The following is a 15,624-nucleotide window of genomic DNA, read 5'->3' as shown; positions in this document are numbered from 1 at the left end:
CCGGAAGCAGCCGGTGCAGAAGCCTCTTCCTTCTCTTCAGCCTTCGGCTCTTCTTTGGCTTCTTCCTTTTCCTCGGCTGGCTTTTCAGCGGAAGAATCGGAAGCAGACTCGCCCTCGTCACCAATGATGGCGATGACGGAGCCGACCTCTACGTCGTCATCTTCGTCAGCCTTGATTTCGAGGATGGTGCCCGCAACGGGGGAAGGGATTTCGGTGTCGACCTTATCGGTGGAGACCTCGAGCAATGGTTCGTCGACCTCGACCGTGTCACCCACGGACTTCAGCCACTGGGTAATCGTGCCTTCGGTTACGGATTCGCCCAGTTCGGGCATCACAACAGAGTGTGCCATAAGTAATAAGACTCCTCGGAAGTCGGAATTGTTTAACGCTGATGCTCAATCCTACCGCGTGTGTGCGACTAGCGTGCACATCTGGGTCCACCAGTCCGTTTTAAGTGCGTAAGTACACGGGGGAGTAGACTCATGGCCTATGTTTAATCCCTTCCGTCGAAACAGATCTAGGTCCCAGCTGCGGCCCCCACGTGGGCCTGGCGAGACGATCCGGAAGGAAGACGCAGCAGCCCTTTCTGAGTGGGCGCGCGGACGCGCCTATATCGAAGCATTTGTAGAACCCGAAACGGTGGTCAACGAGATGTCCGTGGTTGTCGTGGATGAGACTGGCCAGTTCATCCGCCGCCGGATCGGCGGGCCGAAGGGTATTGATGCCGTGGCGAAACTGCTGCAATGCGATGTCTACGACGTAGAAGAAACCGGCTATCCTCAGCGCATGCGCGAGCGTATGGAGCGCGAACGCATCTTGCGCAAGCGAGAAGAACAAAGACAGCGCCGCGCCCGCTTTGAGCGCGAGCACGGCGCTGAGTAGAAGCCCAGGCTAGGGCTGCGGTTTAGGACTCTGCGATTTCGCGCAGCGCTGCAATCACGGTGCGAACCGGAACGCCGGTGGCGCGCTTCGGGGTGTAGCCGTGCGGTGCGCCGTTGTTCCAGGACGGGCCGGCGACGTCGATGTGCGCCCACTCGATGCCCTCGCCGACGAACTTCTGCAGGTAGGTACCGGCAAATTCCATGCCGCCCTCGCGCTTAGCGTTGATATTGCGGATATCGGCGGCCTGGGACTTGACCTCTTCGTCGTGTTCCTCGAGCAGCGGCATTGCCCATGCGTTCTCACCGACCTCGCGGCCAATCTCGGCAATGCGGTCGCGGAAGAGATCGGAGCCCATGACGCCAGCGGTACGGGTACCCAGCGCGACAATCTGCGCGCCGGTAAGCGTAGCGGTCTCGATGAGGTACTCCGGCTTATCCTCGCTGGCGCGAGCAATGGCATCTGCCAAAACGAGGCGGCCTTCGGCGTCGGTGTTGAGCACCTCAGAGGTGATTCCGCCGTAGTGAGTAATCACATCGCCTGGGCGGGTAGCACCTGGTCCTGGCATGTTTTCAGCAAATGGCAGGGTAGCGGTGACCTTGACTGGGATCTCCAGCTTGGCGGCTGCGATGATGGCAGCGGCCATGGCGGCGGAGCCACCCATGTCGGAGATCATGTCCCACATGCCGGCGCCCGGCTTCAAGGAGATACCGCCGGTATCGAAGGTGATGCCCTTGCCCACCAGAGCAACGGTGCTGGTGGCATCCTTCGGCTCCCAGGTAAGTCGCACTAGGCGTGGTGGGCGCTTGGAGCCTTTGCCCACGGAGATGATGCCGCCGTAGCCTTCCTTCTTCAGCTGCTTTTCATCTAGTACCTCTACCTCCAGGCCTGCCGCGGCAGCCTCGTTGGAGATGAATTCGGCATAAGACTCAGGGTAGAGCTCGTTAGCCGGGGTATTTACCAGATCGCGGGCGAGGTTCACAGCCTCAGCGGTAACGCGCGCGGCCTCGAACTCTTCGGCTGCCTTCTTGTTTGCGATAACGCTGAAGGAAGCCGGCGACTCGGAGTCGTTGGCCTCGCCGGAACGGATGCCGCGGTAAGCGTAGCCGCCAAGGATGAGGCCCTCGACGGTGGCGGTCAGGCCAAAGTCCGCAAGGGTGGTGACCACGGTGCCACCGCCGGTGAGCGCACGCGCGGCGGTGCCGGCATGGCGGCGCAGCAACTCGGCGTCGAGCAGCTCAGCGTCACCCAAGCCGACAGCGACGATGAGCGGCGCGATGGAATCCTGCGGTGCAGGGATGCGGGTGATTTCGCCTGCGCGGCCAGTTGCGTCTACCGCAGCAAGCGCCTCGTAGGTAGCGCGCAGCGCAGCGGAATCCAGTGCGTCGCTTCCCGGAACCTCAAGGCCATCCTCGCCGCTGAAAGCTGCGATGAGCAATGCGTCGGCCTTCTTTGGGGCCTTCTTTGCCAGTTCAACAGATGGGAAGCTGCCGCGGGCGGGCAGGGTAAACGCGGACTTTGCCACGATTTCCTCCTTGCATTCGGGATTGAAAATGGTTTTACCTCACACACCCTACCCGCCTAGCTCACATCTTTAGGCGAATTTTTCCTGCCCTCCTATAGAAAAAGCGAGTAGCGTGTGGGGCATGTTGAATTACACCGTAACGCGTACTGAGCACCCCACTTCCGCTGAAAAGCTGGCCGAGATTCTCCAGGATCCTGGCTTTGGCAAAAAGTTCACCGACCACATGGTGACCATCGATTGGAATGAAGAAAAGGGCTGGCATGACGCGCAGGTGCGTCCATATGCGCCGTTTAGCATGGACCCAGCCTCCAACATCTTCCACTACGGCCAGGCCATCTTCGAAGGTATTAAGGCCTACCGCCAGCCGGATGGCTCCATCGCCACCTTCCGCCCAGAAGAAAACGCGCAGCGTTTCATCGATTCTGCGGCGCGTTTGGCCATGCCGGAGCTGCCGCAGGAAGAGTTCATCGAGTCGCTGCGCCAGCTAGTCGACGTCGATCAGGCATGGGTTCCAGCCGCGGGCGGCGAGGAGGCGCTCTACCTGCGCCCCTTTATGATTTCCACTGAGGTCTCCTTGGGCGTTCACCCGGCGAATTCTTATCGCTACGTGCTGATTGCCTCACCGGCAGGTGCATATTTCTCCGGTGGCATCAAACCGGTATCGGTTTGGCTGTGCACCGACTATGTGCGTGCGGCTCCAGGTGGCACTGGTGCGGCGAAGTTCGCTGGCAATTATGCGGGCTCCCTGCTTGCGCAGGCACAGGCTACGGAGAAGGGATGCGACCAGGTGGTCTGGCTCGATGCCATCGAACACAAGTACATCGAAGAAATGGGTGGGATGAACCTAGCGTTTATCTACGGCGAGGAAGGAAACCAGACCCTGGTTACCCCAGAGCTATCCGGTTCCTTGCTGCCGGGCATTACCCGTAAGTCCTTGCTGCAGGTAGCACAGGATATGGGGCTTAAAGTTGAGGAGCGCCGCATCACTGCGCAACAATGGCGCGATGATGTTGCATCGGGTGCGATGACGGAAGCCTTTGCTTGCGGCACCGCCGCCGTTATCACTCCAGTGGGCCATGTCATGGGCGACGACGTTGACTTCAAGGTCAACGGCAACGAAGCCGGCAAGACCACGATGGCGCTGCGCGAGCGGCTAACTGGCATCCAGCGTGGTTGCGTAGAGGATAACCACGGCTGGCTGCACACGCTGGTTGAGAAGGCCGGCTAATCCTGCGGCGCCTGTTTGGGCCTATTCTTGAGCCGATTCTAGAGTCGGCTCTTGAGCTTCTGCGAGAACATTGAGTTCGTCCGCGGCAAGCTCGAGGGCGGACTGAATGAGCGGCAATGCGGCCAGCGCGCCCAGGCCTTGGCCGGCGCGCATCTCAAGCTCAAGCAGTGGGCGCAGCTCCAGCAGCTGCAAGGCCTTAATGTGTGCCGGCTCCGTGGTGACATTCGCCGCGAGCAGCCACTGCTTTACGCCTGGGGCGAGGGACTCGGCAAAGACTGCGGCGGTGGCGCACAGCGGGCCGTCGATAAGCAGTGGCGTGCGGCGCGCAGCGGCCTGACAGATAAAGCCCACCAATGCCGCAAAGCTAGGCGAGGATGCGGCTTGAATAACCTCCGCGCCCTCCAAGTTGCGGATGCGGAACATGGCGTCGCGGATCACGGTGACCTTGGTCTTCCACATTGCATCCGTGGTGCCCGAGCCAGGACCCACGATGGCGACCGGCTCAGTGCTGGTGAAATGACCCATGAGCGCTGCGGCAACGGTGGTAGCACCAACGCCCACCTCGGCGGGAATGAGCAGATCGGCGCCGGAATCAATCTCGGCGTCGGCAGTGGCTTGGCCCAAAGAAAACGCCGCCTCGAACTCCTCGTTGCCCATCGCCGGCTCGGCGTCGATAGGGGCGGAGGGCGCACAATCGACGACCGTGATGCTGGCGCTTGCGCGGCGTGCCAAGCTGTGGCTCGGTCCGGTGCCTTCCTTTAATTCAGCAATCTGCTGCGCGTCGGATTCGGGCGCGAAAGCAGAAAGGCCGACACCTTCGAAAGTGCGGGTAGCGATGCCATGCGAACCAGCGAAGACGACAACGCGTGGGCGGCGCAAAGCCGCCGCTGGTACGACACCCTGACAAGCAGCAAGCCAGCTCGCGACGCCGCTCAACCTACCGAAAGAATCTCCGCGTACAGAGGAAGCCAACGCGTCGGCGACGGCGCGGCCTGCTTGCTGATCAGGCTGCGGAACCGGCGTGAGCTCAGACATCGCTACTCCTTAATAACTACCTAGAAATAACTACCTAGATTAAGTAAGACTGCCTTAGACGGTAGCGCCGCGCTCGACGCGTGGCTTTGGGGTACGCCACTTGCGCGGCTGGGAAGCGCGCGTATATGCGTAGAAGCCCAAGCCGAAGCCAGCCTCGGTGGTTCCCGGGAACTTCAGGCGCACTGCGTTGTTGCACTGACGAGCCAGCCAGAAACCCTCGATGGCGATTACCGCGATAACCACCATGGCGAAGATATTGACCCAGTTGGCAACGTTGGGGCTGAAGTTGGCCAGCATCATAACCACAAGCAGAAGCAGCATCATAGGCATCATCCACTCGTTGATGAATTTGCGGGAATCTACCCAGTCACGCACGTAGCGGCGGACTTCGCCCTTATCGCGGGGCAGCAGGTAGCGCTCGTCGCCGCTCGCCATGCGCTCCTGGGCAAGGCGGTTAGCCGCACGAGATTCCTCGCGCTCCTTGCGCTTATAGGCCTTCCATTCCTCCTTGGACATGGAAGCCTTCATCTCCTTGCGGTGCTGGTAGCGCTGGGCTTCGGACATGCCGTGCGGATCGCGCTTGACGCCGCGGGCGATCTCTTGCTGATCGCGCTTCGGCGTGGGACGACCCTTCGGCGGGGTGTAACCCTTGCGGTGTTCCTCCGGCTTTTTAGCAGCCGGGGTTTCGCTCATCTGAGAAGCGGGGAGGGCGGCGCTACCGTCCGCCTTTTCATCTTTTTGCCACGGAAGTTTCACGTTGATCAGACTACAAGGTTGTGGCCGTTAAATGGGAATAGGCCCGCCCTGCCCGGTGTTGTGAAAGACGTAAGCGAGGTCAACCTTTCCACCTTCGAAACATTGAGGGTAGGGTAGAGGCCAGAAAAACCCGTACTTAATAGAGGAGAAGACATGACCGCTCCAGCTTCCGCTACCGGCGTCATCCTGACTGAGGCAGCAGCCGCAAAGGCAAAGGCACTGCTCGAGCAGGAAGGCCGTGATGACCTGTCTCTGCGTATTGCCGTCCAGCCAGGTGGTTGCGCTGGCCTGCGTTACCAGCTGTACTTCGACGACCGCAGCCTCGATGGTGACAAGGTCGACAACGTTGATGGCGTAAACCTCGTCGTTGACAAGATGTCCGTTCCTTACCTCACTGGCGCAAAGATCGACTTCGCTGACACCATTGAGTCTCAGGGCTTTACCATTGACAACCCGAATGCCGGTGGCTCCTGCGCTTGTGGTGACTCCTTTAACTAAATAGCGCGCTTTTAAGCGTTTCAGCTTAAAGCGTCTTGGCTTAAAGCCCTTCGTGGCTGCAAGCACGAAAAGTGCCCGCCGCTTTCCTCTGTTCCTCCTTTTGAAAGATAAGGGAGACAGGTCAAGCGGCGGGCACTTTTTGGATAAACGTCAAAGTGACGAAACCTGGCTTATAGCTTTACCGGATAGTCGCGCTGTTCGATCTGCGGATCGATGCGATTTTCTACGAAGATGCCGTGCCAGATCATGAACGAGAGGACCGTCCACAGGCGGCGCGAGTGATCGCTCACGCCGTCGCGGTGCTCCTTGAGCATCTCCAGAACTTCCTTCTTGTTGAAGATGTCCTCGGTCTGGGACTCGTTGATCTGGTCCTGTGCCCAGCCGTAGAGCTCGTCGCCAGCCAGCCAGTGGCGCATTGGAACTGGGAAGCCGAGCTTCTTACGGTGCAGAACGTGTGGCGGAACGATCTGCTCCATTGCCTTGCGCAGAGCGTACTTGGTGGTGCCGTGGGAAATCTTCAGATCGTGCGGAATGGTTTCTGCCACCTTGAAAACTTCCTTGTCCAGGAACGGCACGCGCAGCTCCAGGGAGTTAGCCATATTCATCTTGTCGGCCTTGACCAAGATGTCGCCGCGCATCCACGTAAACAGGTCGAGGTGCTGCATGCGGGCAACTGGGTCGAAGTCACGGGACTGCGCATAAATAGGCGCCGTGACCTCACGGTGGTCCCATTCCTCCTTGGCCCACGGAATAACGCGCTGCATTTGCTCGAAGTTGAAGGAGCGGGCGTTGCCGTAGTAACGCTCTTCCATGGTCATGGAGCCACGGTTGAGAAGGGACTTACCCTTCATGCCTTCTGGGAGAACCTTCGACAGCTGGCCTAAGCCACGGCGCAGCGGGGAAGGGATTTTCTCAAATGGTGCCAGCGAAAGCGGCTCCTTATAAATGGTGTAGCCGCCGAACAGCTCGTCCGCGCCCTCGCCGGAGAGAACGACCTTGACGTGTTTGCGGGCCTCCTGGGCCACGAAGTACAGCGGAACCAGGGACGGATCGGCCACCGGGTTGTCCAGGTACCACATGATTTTCGGAACCGCGGTGGCGTATTCCTCTGGGGAGACAATCTTGACGATATGCTCAACGCCGATTGCTTCAGCAGATTCTGCGGCGACGTCGACTTCGGAGTAGCCTTCGCGCTCGAAGCCGGTGGTGAAAGTCAAAAGATCCGGATTGTGGCGCTTTGCCAGGGTTGCAATCGCGGTGGAGTCGATGCCTCCGGACAGGAAAGAGCCAACCGTGACGTCTGCACGCATGTGCTTTTCGACGGAGTCCTCCAGCGCCTTAGCAATCTTGTCGAAGAGCTGCTGTTCGCTGCCCTCTGCCACCTTCTGGACCGAGAAGCGCGGCTTGAAGTAGCGATCGTTTGTGACCTTCTGGCCCGGGCGCAGCGTGACGGTAGAGCCGGATTCGACGCGGCGAATGTTAGCGTGCAGGGATTCCGGTTCCGGAACGTACTGCAGATCGACGTAATGCTCAATTGCGCGCTTGTCTAGGCTGAGGTCTAGACCCAGCGGCTCGGCCATATCGAGGATGCACTTCATCTCGGAGGCGAAGATGGTGCCTGCCTCGGTGGTGGCGTAATACAGCGGCTTGATGCCGAACTGGTCGCGGGCGGCAAACATCGTCTTGGTTTCGGTGTCCCAGATGACAAAGCCGAACATGCCACGCAGGTGATTGACTACATCCTCGCCCCAGTGGTGGTAGCCCACGACGATGGGCTCGCCGTCGCCTTCGGTGTTGAACTTCAGGCCGGCCGCCTTAAGCTCCTCGCGCAGCTCGATGTAGTTGTAGATCTCGCCGTTGAAGGTCAGGGCATAGCGCTCTGGATTATCTTCTGGGCCCCAGCGCAGTGGCTGGTGGGAGTGCTCAAGGTCAATGATGGACAGGCGGTTGAAGCCAAAGACGACGTCGTCGTCATGCCAGGTGCCCGCTGCATCCGGGCCGCGGTGGTGCATGCACTGCAAGGACTGTTCGAGGGCATCTACGTACTTGGCCGCGTCGTGGTTAGCGGTCAGTAGTCCGCAAAGTCCGCACATAGGGTGGTTGCTCCTTATTAATCAAGGGTCTTTTTCTTCCGAATACTTTACGGGGCTTAAATCCTAAATGGAGTTACGCGCGCCGAGTTACAAGCTTCGTGGCAGTCTTTGTTCAGCAATCGGGGAGGGGTTGGCGCAGCTTACCCGTTAGGGTGCGAACTTTCGGATGATGTAGCCGCATGGCCTTTGTGAATTGGGTCATAGGCTAAACCCGCCATTCGAGGGGTTGGTTCTGCCCTTGTGCAGGTGGGCCGGTAACATGCAGTGCGTTCGCAGTTTGCAGAGTGTTTCGGAAGGCCTGTGAAGCTATCAAATGCTTAAGAAACGCAGGCTCCATCCACTATCCTGATTGGATAGGAATGCTCTGTGAGTATTCGAGAAGTTTGTGTGGACAGAAAGGCAGAACACACGTGGGACAGCGTAAGCAGCGCAACTTTGCCCGTAAGGCGGGCCTAGCTGGCGCAATCGCTCTTGGCGGCTTCGCATTGGCTGGTTGTGACGTAGAAGCTCCAACCGCCGTTGAGAACCTCTTGGGCTTTGGTTGGCCAAAGGGCATTACCCCTGAGGCGGAGTCTATGTACAACTTCTGGATTTGGGTCTGGGTTGCAGCATGGATTGTTGGTTTCATCATGTGGGGGCTCTTCCTCACCGCCATCTTCAAGTGGAACGCGAAGAAGGCTGAAAAGGATGGCAAGGGCGAGTTCCCTAAGCAGCTGCAGTACAACGTGCCGCTGGAGATGACTCTGACCATCGTGCCAATTCTTATCATCATGGGCCTGTTCTTCTTTACCGTTCAGGCGCAGCAGAAGGTCACCGCACTGGATAAGAACCCAGAGGTTACCGTCGATGTCACCGCTTACCAGTGGAACTGGAAGTTCGGTTACGCCGAGAACAAGGTAGACGGCGAGAACTACAACGGCGAGGACACCGAGCGTAAGAAGATTGCTGAAGAATCCTCCGTTGACCCGGAGGGCGTGGAGAACCCGAACCCAATTCACGGCAAGTCCATGGGGGACATCTCCTACCTGAACTTCAACAAGATCGAGACTGTTGGCTCCACCGAGGAAGTTCCGGTTCTGGTTCTTCCTTCCGAGACCCCGATTGAGTTCCGTCTCGCTTCCGGTGACGTCTCCCACGCATTCTGGGTTCCGGAATTCCTCTTCAAGCGCGACGTTTACGCGCACCCAGAGGCTAACGCTCAGGAGCGTCGCTTCCAGATTGAGAAGATTGATGAGGAAGGCGCATTCGTTGGCCGCTGTGCCGAGATGTGCGGTACCTACCACTCCATGATGAACTTCGAGATCCGTGTTGTTAACCGCGATGACTTCAATAAGTACCTGAAGTTCCGTGAGCAGAACCCGGAGGCAACCAACGCTGAGGCTCTTGAGCACATCGGCCAGGATCCTTACGCAGTGACCACCTCTCCGTTCAACTCTCAGCGCGATACCCGCACCGGTGACAACTTCGTTGACACCCCGAAGGCATAAGTAGAAAAGGACTGAATTTCACAATGCGTGCAACATCTAAGGTCTTCTACTCGATTGCGACCTACCTGTTTGTTTCCCTGATTGTTTACGTCCTCGGCGTGAACTTCGTGAAGGATGACGGCTACCTGTACGGTCCGGAGTGGGCAGGCATCGTCGGCCTTACCCTGGCGTTCCTGCTGTGCATCATGCTCGGCGTGTACATCAGCTTCACCGATTCCCGCGTCGACGTCGCTCCTGAGGACTGGGAAGAGGCAGAGACTGAGGACGGCGCTGGCATCCTCGGCTTCTTCTCCCCGGGTTCCATCTGGCCGCTGGCTATGACCGGCTCCATCGCGCTGCTTGGTCTGGGCATCATCTTCCTGTACTTCTGGCTCATCGTTCTCGGCGCTGCTTGCTTGGTGGCTTCCGTTACCGGTCTGTCCCTGCAGTACGGTCTGCCGAAGGAAAAGCACTAATTTTCCTTGCGCGTTAGTGGCGGCCTATCCCGGCGGTCACTAACGCCCGCCTAAAACTTCTCGCGTCCCCCATCACTTTCCGTGGTGGGGGACTTTGGCGATCTCCGCGTCGGATGGAAGGTTTCAAAAGTTCCCACAAAATCTAAAAGAGTTTCTAAAGCGGATGTGGCGGGGGAGGAGACGGTGGTGAAAGCTGCTCTCAACGCGCGCTATATCACCGAGTAATGGCACGTTAGGGGCTATTTTCGCGGGGGTCAACCGAAAGTTGGAAACCTGCTATTTTCAGCAGCGACCGTTTTGTGATTTATATCATCGAGCTAATCGCTCAATTCGGTTGCAAAGCGCATCTTAAGTGTTCAATTTTTCCGGCGATTTCGCGGCCTTTTCGGCGGTCAACCGGCCAATAAGCTGTTTACCTGCACGGATGGGACGTCGTAAAGCAGTAGTAAAAGTTCCCGCTAGCTGCCGATTTTTCTCCAAAATTAACCTTTGCTGGCAAAGCGCTGTGGCATGGCGAAAAGTAGCTTCAAAAAATCGGGGGGAATTGAAGTGACTTCGCGTCTCTGACCGGCCATACTGTTATGCGTGACGAGCGTAGTTTCAAACCAAGGTATGGCAGCACCACGTGTTGCCGCGCTGAACCGACCCAACATGGTCAGCGTTGGCACCATCGTGTTCCTGTCTCAGGAATTGATGTTCTTTGCCGGACTGTTCGCGATGTGGTTCACCTCGCGTGCAAACGGCCAGGAAGGCGACTGGGCGGAGCATACCGCCCATATCAACGTGCCGATGGGATTCATCATCACGGCCGTGCTGATTTCGTCTTCCGTGACCTCCCAGTTCGGCGTATTCGCAGCAGAAAGGGGTGACGTATACAAGCTCCGACTCTGGTACTCAGTGACCTTGCTGTTGGGTGTTGTCTTCTTGGGCATCATGGCATTTGAGTGGACAGAGTTGATCACGCACGGTGTGACTGTTCAGTCCAGCGTCTTCGGTTCGGTCTTTTACATCCTGACCGGCTTCCATGCTGCACACGTGACTGCAGGCCTTATCTCCTTCGCGATCATTCTGGCGCGTATTGCTAAGTCCAAGTTCACGCCAGCACAGGCAACCGCAGCGATGGCAGTGTCCTACTACTGGCACTTCGTCGATGTTGTCTGGATTGGCGTGTTCGTAGTCATCTACCTAGTCCAGTAGGCCGTAGGAGCCCGGGAGCAGGCTCTCGGCCTACAGCCATCCATTTCCGTGTACGAGTTATCTAAAGGAAAATGATGGATAACATTCAGCAAACCGCCGCAGTGGAAGAGACCACTGCCGCGGCTAAGAAGACCCGCCGTCGCCGCAAGGCGAAGCGCACTCTTGCCGGCGGCTTCGCTCTGAGCATCGGTCTGACTGGTGCTGGTGTCCTGGCTTCCGCCTTGACCCCAGACGCGCAGATCGCAACCGCTCAGAAGGATGACCAGGCTCTCGTTCAAGAGGGCAAGGACATCTACGACGTTGCTTGTATCACCTGCCACGGTGCCAACCTGCAGGGCATCGAGGGCCGCGGCCCGTCCCTCGTTGGCATCGGTGCTGGCTCCGTGTACTTCCAGGTACACTCCGGCCGCATGCCGATGATGTCCAACGACGCACAGGCTGAGCGCAAGACCCCGCGTTACACCGAGCAGCAGACCCAGGCGCTTGCAGCTTATGTTGCAGCAAATGGTGGCGGCGCTGACATCGTCTACAACGAAGACGGCACCATTGCTCAGGAATCTCTTCGTGGCGCTAACTACAACGGCCAGATTCAGGCCGAGGACGTAGCTAAGGGTTCCGAGCTGTTCCGCATGAACTGTGCATCCTGCCACAACTTCACCGGCCAGGGCGGCGCGCTGTCCTCCGGTAAGTACGCTCCGCCGCTGGCTCCGGCCAACGAGCAGGAGATCTACCAGGCAATGCTGACTGGTCCGCAGAACATGCCTAAGTTCTCCGACCGTCAGCTTTCCGCAGACGAGAAGAAGGACATCATCGCCTACCTCAAGTCTGCAAAGGAAACCCCGTCTCCAGCAGGCTGGGACCTTGGTGGATTGGGCCCGGTTGCTGAGGGTCTCGCAATGTGGATCATCGGCATCAGCGCTTTGTGCGTTGCCGCTATGTGGATTGGATCGCGCTCATGAGCAATGTAAAGAAGAACTACACCAACGCAGAGCTCGACAAGATGAGCAACGATGAGCTCGCCGCTCTCGGCACCGAGCTCGACGACGTAACCGTTGCGTTCCGTAAGGAGCGTTTCCCGGTCGATGGCGACCCAGCTGAAAAGCGCGCCGCCGGTAACGTCACCTTCTGGCTGGCACTGTCTGTCATCGCTGGTATCGCCTTCCTTGGCGTTTACCTCTTCTGGCCTTGGCAGTACAAGATGCTGGGAGAGGACGGCATCTGGTGGCATACTCTTTACACCCCGTTGCTGGGTGTTACCGCTGGCCTGGCTATTTTGGCCCTGGGCTTTGCCATCGTTCAGTACGTTAAGAAGATTCTGCCAGAAGAGATTTCCGTTCAGCGTCGTCACGACGGCCCTTCCGAGGAAGTCGACCGCCGCACCCTGACCGCTCTTCTGAACGATTCTTGGAAGACCTCCACTCTGGGTCGTCGCAAAACCATCATGGGTCTGCTCGGCGGCGCAGGCGTTCTGTTTGGTCTGTCCGTTATTGCTCCGCTGGGCGGCGCAATCAACAACCCATGGAAGAAGCGCCACGAGCTTAACTACGCTGGCGACGGCACTCTGTGGACCTCCGGTTGGACCATGCACGAGAAGGGCGTGAAGCTCTACCTGGCTCGCGATACCTCTACTATTGCGGAAAAGCACGAGGGTGAGTCCGGTACCCACTACACCACCCGTGGCCTCGCTCGTCTGGTTCGCGTGCGTCCTGAGGACCTCGCTGCCGGCGGCATGGAGACTGTCTTCCCGCTCGCTGCGGAAGACGTCAACGATGGTGACCTGTGGTCTGAGGAAAAGGACGTCTACGAAAACCACATGCACTCCATTCACGGCAACCGCAACGCCGTGATGCTCATCCGCCTGCGTCACTCCGATGCGCAGAAGGCAATTGAGCGTGCTGGTCAGGAAGACTTCCACTACGGCGACTACTACGCCTACTCCAAGATCTGTACCCACATTGGTTGCCCGACCTCTCTGTACGAGGCTCAGACCAACCGCATTCTGTGCCCGTGCCACCAGTCGCAGTTCGACGCTTTGCACTACGGCAAGCCGGTCTTCGGACCTGCAGCCCGTGCGCTGCCGCAGCTGCCGATCGGCGTGGACGAAGAGGGCTACCTCGTTGCCAAGGGCAACTTCATCGAGCCTGTCGGACCTGCATTCTGGGAGCGTAAGTCATAATGAGTAACAAACTTGCCAAGATGGGCAACAACATGGATTCGCGCTACTCCGCAGCCGGAGTACTGCGAACCCAGCTGAACAAGGTCTTTCCGACCCACTGGTCCTTTATGCTCGGTGAGATGGCTCTTTACAGCTTCATCATCCTGCTACTGACCGGTATCTACCTGGCACTGTTCTTCGACCCTTCCATCACGAAGGTCATCTACGACGGTGCATACACCCCGCTGAACGGCGTTGAGATGTCCCGCGCTTACGCAACTGCGCTGGATCTTTCCTTCGAGGTTCGCGGCGGCCTGTTTATCCGCCAGATGCACCACTGGGCAGCCCTGATGTTCATGATGTCCATGGTTGCTCACATGCTCCGCATCTTCTTCACCGGTGCGTTCCGTCGCCCGCGTGAGGCTAACTGGATTATCGGTTGTGCACTGATTCTCCTGGGCATGGTTGAGGGCTTCCTCGGCTACTCCCTTCCGGACGATCTGCTCTCCGGCGTTGGTCTGCGAATCATGTCTGCTATCATCCTGGGCCTGCCTATTATCGGCACCTGGCTGCACTGGGCAATCTTCGGCGGCGACTTCCCGTCCGACCTCATGCTGGACCGTTTCTACATCCTGCACGTTCTGGTTATCCCGGGCATCATCCTGGGTCTGGTTGCCGCTCACCTCATTATGGTTTGGTTCCAGAAGCACACCCAGTTCCCTGGACCAGGCCGCGCAGAAAACAACGTTGTCGGTGTCCGCATTATGCCGGTCTTCGCTACGAAGGCAATCGGCATGGGAATGATGGTTGCTGGCGTTCTGGCTTTGATGTCTGGTCTGCTGACCATCAACGCCATCTGGCTGCTTGGCCCGTACAACCCGTCTCAGGTCTCCGCTGGTTCCCAGCCGGATATCTACATGCTGTGGACTGACGGTGTTGCTCGTGTCATGCCGGCATGGGAGCTGTACCTGGGCAACTACACCATTCCTTCCGCATTCTGGGTTGCACTGCTTTGTGGTGCGATGGTCGTGCTGCTGTTTGCTTACCCGTTCCTGGAGAAGAAGTTCACTGGCGATGACGCTCACCACAACCTGCTGCAGCGTCCGCGCGATGTTCCGGTTCGTTCCGCTATCGGCGCAATGGCGATCACCTTCTTCCTGCTGGTGACCCTGTCCGGTGGTAACGACCACGTCGCACACTTCTTCCAGATCTCGCTGAACGCAATGACCTGGGTTGGTCGTATCGGCCTCATCGTCTTGCCTCCAATCGCTTACTTCGTTACCTACCGCATCTGCGTTGGTCTGCAGCGATCTGACCGCGAGGTCCTGGAGCACGGCATCGAGACCGGTGTTATCAAGCAGCTGCCGAATGGTGCCTTCATCGAGGTCCACCAGCCGCTTGGCCCGGTCGACGAGCACGGGCACCCGGTTCCGCTGGAGTACGCTGGTGCTCAGGTTCCGAAGCAGCTCAACCAGCTCGGCTTCGCTGACTCTGAGACCCAGGGTATTTTCTCCCCGGATGACTCCGCACTCATGCACCGTGTCCACGAAATTCACGAGGAGAACCACGCTGAGGAGGCAGAAATGTTCCGCCGCCTCAACGAGGCAAACCGTCGCGAAGACGAAGAGCACGGCCGCATCTAAGGCTTCTATATAAGAGCCTGAAACTCGCTCACAAGCCCTCGCCTTTCCTACTGCTAGTAAGAGAGGCGGGGGCTTTAGCGATCCCCACATCGGCCCGCTAGGTGCCTGTGTTGCGCGCCGTTTTCTACTCTTTATATATAGGAAGCAATCCATTCAGTTTTTAAGCCGAGAACTCTGGGGATAAAGCGCACGCTTTAATGGGGGAGTATTGCATTCTCCTAGCGCGTAAACTCGCCAAAACTGAGCTCAAATATGTGTGAAAATTGGTGCTTGTGAGCCTTCAAATCTGGGCCAAAACTGACTTGTGAGGAAGGTCACTGTCGCAATTTTTTACGCTAAATTCGCTTCAAAGGTTGATGATAATGAGTGTCCTGCAAACGGCATTGTTGACCATTATTTTTGCAGGTTAGGCTTTATCTCAAAGTGATAACGGGGAGAGTTCCCCGGCGAAAGGTCTGAAACATTTCAAAAATGTCAATAGAAGATAACGGGACGATAACGGCCGTGGTTTTGGGGCGGTGATTCGACATTGGCCGTGACAGTTTCGTAACCTACTTGAGACATTGAGTTACCGACGAAGTGGTGCTCAATAACGAACTGAAGATTTAAGTGCCGCATCTGGCCCCTCCTAAACCGGGGGCCGAGTGGAGATGCTTCTACAGGAACGGAGCAT

The 15,624-nt window shown here is 57.9% G+C and carries 14 protein-coding genes; 9 read left to right on the top strand and 5 right to left on the bottom strand.

Translation table 11 applies throughout. The annotated features are described in order from the left end of the window. A partial coding sequence (locus HMPREF3169_RS06975) for a biotin/lipoyl-containing protein (protein ID WP_305763939.1) occupies positions 1–350 on the bottom strand: 350 nt, incomplete at its 3' end. Positions 351–489: 139 nt separating this feature from the next. Between HMPREF3169_RS06975 and HMPREF3169_RS06970 the strand changes: the two genes are divergently transcribed. Then, positions 490–882 (top strand): hypothetical protein, encoded by a 393-nt coding sequence (locus HMPREF3169_RS06970; RefSeq protein WP_061923587.1) that lies wholly within the window; start codon positions 490–492, stop codon positions 880–882. Positions 883–904: 22 nt separating this feature from the next. Here the strand turns inward: HMPREF3169_RS06970 and HMPREF3169_RS06965 are convergent, their stop codons facing one another. After that, positions 905–2,404, bottom strand: coding sequence for a leucyl aminopeptidase (locus HMPREF3169_RS06965; protein ID WP_070456019.1), 1,500 nt, complete (start codon positions 2,402–2,404; stop codon positions 905–907). A 121-nt stretch (positions 2,405–2,525) separates the two neighbouring features. Here HMPREF3169_RS06965 and HMPREF3169_RS06960 point away from each other — a divergent pair, with 121 nt between their 5' ends. Continuing rightward, positions 2,526–3,632, top strand: a complete 1,107-nt coding sequence (locus tag HMPREF3169_RS06960) for a branched-chain amino acid aminotransferase (protein WP_070456022.1) — start codon at positions 2,526–2,528, stop codon at positions 3,630–3,632. A gap of 21 nt (positions 3,633–3,653) precedes the next feature. On the opposite strand, the gene HMPREF3169_RS06955 is transcribed toward HMPREF3169_RS06960, so the two are convergent. Next, a complete protein-coding gene (locus HMPREF3169_RS06955; RefSeq protein ID WP_070456018.1) occupies positions 3,654–4,667 on the bottom strand; it encodes a nicotinate-nucleotide--dimethylbenzimidazole phosphoribosyltransferase in 1,014 nt (337 codons plus the stop codon). A gap of 54 nt (positions 4,668–4,721) precedes the next feature. After that, a complete protein-coding gene (locus HMPREF3169_RS06950; RefSeq protein ID WP_061923573.1) occupies positions 4,722–5,423 on the bottom strand; it encodes a DUF3043 domain-containing protein in 702 nt (233 codons plus the stop codon). Positions 5,424–5,576: 153 nt separating this feature from the next. Here HMPREF3169_RS06950 and HMPREF3169_RS06945 point away from each other — a divergent pair, with 153 nt between their 5' ends. Next, positions 5,577–5,921: a HesB/IscA family protein gene (locus HMPREF3169_RS06945; RefSeq protein ID WP_061923570.1), complete on the top strand. Its 345-nt coding sequence runs from the start codon at positions 5,577–5,579 to the stop codon at positions 5,919–5,921. A 170-nt stretch (positions 5,922–6,091) separates the two neighbouring features. Here the strand turns inward: HMPREF3169_RS06945 and asnB are convergent, their stop codons facing one another. Beyond that, positions 6,092–8,014 (bottom strand): asparagine synthase (glutamine-hydrolyzing), encoded by a 1,923-nt coding sequence (gene asnB / locus HMPREF3169_RS06940; RefSeq protein ID WP_070433297.1) that lies wholly within the window; start codon positions 8,012–8,014, stop codon positions 6,092–6,094. A 410-nt stretch (positions 8,015–8,424) separates the two neighbouring features. Between asnB and HMPREF3169_RS06935 the strand changes: the two genes are divergently transcribed. The 6 genes from HMPREF3169_RS06935 to HMPREF3169_RS06910 all read left to right on the top strand — a co-directional run bounded on the left by HMPREF3169_RS06935 (position 8,425) and on the right by HMPREF3169_RS06910 (position 14,951). Next, the gene (locus tag HMPREF3169_RS06935; protein ID WP_061923561.1) at positions 8,425–9,501 is read left to right on the top strand and encodes an aa3-type cytochrome oxidase subunit II; all 1,077 of its coding nucleotides are present in this window, start codon (positions 8,425–8,427) and stop codon (positions 9,499–9,501) included. Positions 9,502–9,524: 23 nt separating this feature from the next. Then, on the top strand, positions 9,525–9,956 hold the full coding sequence (locus HMPREF3169_RS06930; RefSeq protein ID WP_061923558.1) for an aa3-type cytochrome oxidase subunit IV: 432 nt from the start codon (positions 9,525–9,527) through the stop codon (positions 9,954–9,956). Between the two features lie 612 nt (positions 9,957–10,568). Continuing rightward, positions 10,569–11,153, top strand: coding sequence for an aa3-type cytochrome oxidase subunit III (locus tag HMPREF3169_RS06925; protein WP_179294365.1), 585 nt, complete (start codon positions 10,569–10,571; stop codon positions 11,151–11,153). A gap of 71 nt (positions 11,154–11,224) precedes the next feature. Further along, the gene (locus HMPREF3169_RS06920) at positions 11,225–12,112 is read left to right on the top strand and encodes a cytochrome bc1 complex diheme cytochrome c subunit (RefSeq protein WP_070456017.1); all 888 of its coding nucleotides are present in this window, start codon (positions 11,225–11,227) and stop codon (positions 12,110–12,112) included. Beyond that, positions 12,109–13,329, top strand: coding sequence for a cytochrome bc1 complex Rieske iron-sulfur subunit (locus tag HMPREF3169_RS06915; protein ID WP_061923549.1), 1,221 nt, complete (start codon positions 12,109–12,111; stop codon positions 13,327–13,329). The genes HMPREF3169_RS06920 and HMPREF3169_RS06915 overlap by 4 nt, the downstream gene beginning before the upstream one ends. Further along, positions 13,329–14,951 carry a cytochrome bc1 complex cytochrome b subunit gene (locus HMPREF3169_RS06910; protein ID WP_061923546.1) on the top strand — a complete coding sequence of 541 codons (1,623 nt, stop codon included), beginning with the start codon at positions 13,329–13,331 and terminating at the stop codon, positions 14,949–14,951. The genes HMPREF3169_RS06915 and HMPREF3169_RS06910 overlap by 1 nt, the downstream gene beginning before the upstream one ends. The last annotated feature ends 673 nt before the right edge of the window (positions 14,952–15,624 follow it).

Source organism: Corynebacterium sp. HMSC08C04, from assembly GCF_001807495.1.
GTDB lineage: Bacteria > Actinomycetota > Actinomycetes > Mycobacteriales > Mycobacteriaceae > Corynebacterium > Corynebacterium simulans.
The sequence above is the reverse complement of the archived record's forward strand: the minus strand, read 5'-3'. Positions and strand labels throughout refer to the sequence as shown.